This is a genomic window from Desulfosalsimonas sp., from assembly GCF_046483245.1.
GTDB lineage: Bacteria > Desulfobacterota > Desulfobacteria > Desulfobacterales > Desulfosalsimonadaceae > Desulfosalsimonas.
This window is the reverse complement of the sequence record NZ_JAWODO010000074.1, coordinates 1-2899: the sequence shown is the minus strand read 5'-3', so window position 1 is coordinate 2899 and position 2899 is coordinate 1. Positions and strand designations below refer to the sequence as shown.

Genomic DNA, 2899 nt, shown 5'->3' with positions numbered 1-2899 from the left:
ATGCCGCAACGGAAAACCCCCGGGGCGAGCAGGGCTACTACGTTGTCAGTGACGGGCTGGGCTTTGCCTATCGGGTGCGCATCCGCGGTTCGAGCTTTACCAACATCCAGGCGTTTCCCAAAATCTGCAAAGGCGCAACCATTGCCGATTTCATTGCCATAATCGGCGCACATGACTATACCCCGGCAGATATTGACAGGTAAAAGACAGATGGTGCCGTAAAAAGCTTTTTACGGCGCCATCTGAAATCAGACTTTTTATGGTGCATCAAAGACAAATGCTGCCTGAAACTTACATCAATGAAGTGGAAAAACGGCTGCGCCGGGCCGGGCGCCCAAGGGAAATGGTCATTGACGTGATGCTCGAAGTCCAGCAGTTCTACGGCTGGTTTTCAGACGAGGCCCTGGAACAAACGGCACGGCTTTTAAATATGAATCCTTTGGAAATAGAGGAACTGGCAACCTTTTACAACTACATCTACAGACAGCCGGTTGGCAAATACGTCATCCACGTCTGCGACAGCGTGATCTGCTGGATGACAGAAGGTTATGCGTCCTTTGTAGAACACATGCAGGAAAAACTCGGCATCCAGATGGGCCAGACCACCGATGATGGCATGTTTACTTTGCTTCCGGTGTGCTGTCTGGGCTATTGCGATCTGGCCCCGGCGCTTATGATTAACCAGACAGTGTATGGTCGTCTGACCGCGGAAAAGTTTGATCAAATCATTGAAGACTTCAGGCGGGAAAAATAAATGCATCCCCGGGTACTGCTGAAAAACCGAAAGTCCGACCGGATCGCCACGATTGACGAATACCGGCAAAGCGGGGGGTATCAGGCGCTTGAAAACGCATTTGTAAAAAATGATCCCCCTCCCGGGGATATCCGGGAGATTCTGCTTGAAGCCCGGCTTCTGGGCCGCGGCGGCGCAGGTTTTCCCATTGGGAAAAAAATGGCAACTGTCCCTGACAATGCCCCGCACCCGAGATATCTGGTGTGCAATGCCGATGAAATGGAACCAGGCACTTTCAAGGACCGGGTGTTGATCCATGCTGATCCCCACCAGCTCATTGAGGGCCTTGTGCTGGCCGCCCGGGCCATTGAGGCCGAAATCGCCGTGATTTTCATCCGGCGGGAATACGAAAACGCCGCACGGATTTTGGAACGGGAAATTCAGGTAGCCCGGGATGCCGGGCTTGCCGGCAAAAACATTCTCGGTTCCGGCCACGACTGTGAGCTGGTTGTCCACCGTAGCGCCGGCCGGTATATCTGCGGGGAGGGCACGGCGCTGATCAACGCCCTTGAGGGAAAACGCGCCAATCCCCGGCGGCCGCCGCCTTATCCCACTACCAGCGGGCTGTGGCAGCGGCCCACCGAGGTGCAAAATGTTGAAACCCTGTGCTGCGTGCCCCATGTCATTTCCAACGGGGCCCCGTGGTTCAGATCCCTGGCCCTGACCGAAAGCGGGGCCGGCACCAAGGTGTTTTCCGTAAGCGGCAGGGTCAATCATCCCGGCTGCTTCGAACTGCCCCTGGGCATCCGGCTCTCGGAGCTCATTGAAGAACATGCCGGGGGCATGATGCCGGGCTCAAGGCTTAAGGCGTGCATGCCGGGCGGGGCCTCCACGCGGATTATGCCCGGGTCCATGTGTCATGTCCGGCTCGATTACGCCGAAATGGAACAACACGGCTATCGACTGGGCACCGGTGCGATCATGGTCTTTGATCACAAGACCTGCCTGGTGCAGGTGGCCGCCAACCTGATGACGTTTTTTGCCAGGGAGTCCTGCGGCTGGTGCACGCCCTGCCGGGAAGGGCTGCCGTATATCCTGGATTTGCTAAACCGCATCGAGGCAGGGCAGGGCAGGGCTGAATACATTGAAATGATACGGAAAATGTGCGGACATATGAAATATTCCTATTGCGCGTTTGCGCCCGGCGCCGTGGCTTCGGTTCAGGGGCTGATCGAGGATTTTCACGCAGAAGTCACGGCCCATATCGAAAACCAGGGATGCCCGTTTAAAGACGGGCAATCAGGCGAAAATTATGCCGGATCTCATCATTGACAACAAAAAGATCAGGGTTGCCAAAGGTACCCGGGTCATTGATGCAGCCGAAAGCGCCGGTATCTATATCCCGCGGTTTTGCTATTTTGCGGAACTCGGGGCGGTGGGTGCCTGCCGGGTATGTGCGGTGAAATTCGTAGACGGACCCGTAGAGGGCATCCGGATGAGCTGCATGATCGAGGCCGAAGACGGCATGGTGATCTCCACAGACGATGCCGAGGCCGTGGATTTCAGAAGGCATGTCATTGAGTGGATGATGATGAACCACCCGCATGACTGCCCGGTTTGCGACGAAGGCGGCCATTGTCTGCTCCAGGACCTCACCGTGGCCGGCGGCCACGGCATGCGCAGGTTTGCCGGCAAAAAGCGCACATATGCGGACCAGTACCTGGGGCCGTTGATCAGCCACGAGGAAAATCGCTGCATTCAGTGCTACCGCTGTTCCCGGTTTTACCAGGAATATTGCGGATACACAGACCTCGGGGTCATGGGCATTGCCCAGCGGATTTATTTCGGGCGTTACAAAGACGGCGTGCTTGAAAACCCGTTTTCCGGAAACCTGATCGATCTGTGCCCCACGGGTGTCTACACGGACAAGCCGTCGCGCTATACCGCCCGCAGATGGGATTTTGAGCGAACCAACGGCGTGTGTACCACCTGCAGCCTGGGCTGCAGCATCAAGGTCTCTGCCAGGTACAGGCAGGTTGTCCGTCTGGAGGCGGCCTTCAGCCCGACGGTCAACGGCGCCTTTATTTGTGATCGCGGGCGGTACGGGTTTTCCTGGGTCAACTCGGAAAACCGGCCCAGGCAGGGCCGTGTGGCGGCAAAAGCAAT

Annotated in this window: 3 protein-coding genes and 1 pseudogene; all 4 read left to right on the top strand. The window is 56.7% G+C overall.

Going from position 1 to position 2899, the window contains the following annotated elements:
• A pseudogene (locus tag R6U41_RS07000) lies at positions 1-203 on the top strand (NADH-quinone oxidoreductase subunit D); the annotation flags it as partial.
• Positions 204-277: 74 nt separating this feature from the next.
• Positions 278-754 carry an NADH-quinone oxidoreductase subunit NuoE gene (gene nuoE, locus R6U41_RS06995; protein ID WP_410269118.1) on the top strand — a complete coding sequence of 159 codons (477 nt, stop codon included), beginning with the start codon at positions 278-280 and terminating at the stop codon, positions 752-754.
• On the top strand, positions 755-2065 hold the full coding sequence (locus tag R6U41_RS06990) for an NADH-quinone oxidoreductase subunit F (RefSeq protein ID WP_410269117.1): 1311 nt from the start codon (positions 755-757) through the stop codon (positions 2063-2065).
• Positions 2046-2899: 2Fe-2S iron-sulfur cluster-binding protein (locus tag R6U41_RS06985; RefSeq protein WP_410269116.1), on the top strand; the 854-nt coding region annotated here is incomplete at its 3' end. The genes R6U41_RS06990 and R6U41_RS06985, both read left to right, overlap by 20 nt.

Excerpts from the sequence above, each read along its gene's own strand:
- R6U41_RS06990 (WP_410269117.1), top strand. The coding sequence starts at position 755 with ATGCATCCCCGGGTACTGCTGAAAAACCGAAAGTCCGACCGGATCGCC.
- nuoE (WP_410269118.1), top strand. The coding sequence starts at position 278 with ATGCTGCCTGAAACTTACATCAATGAAGTGGAAAAACGGCTGCGCCGG.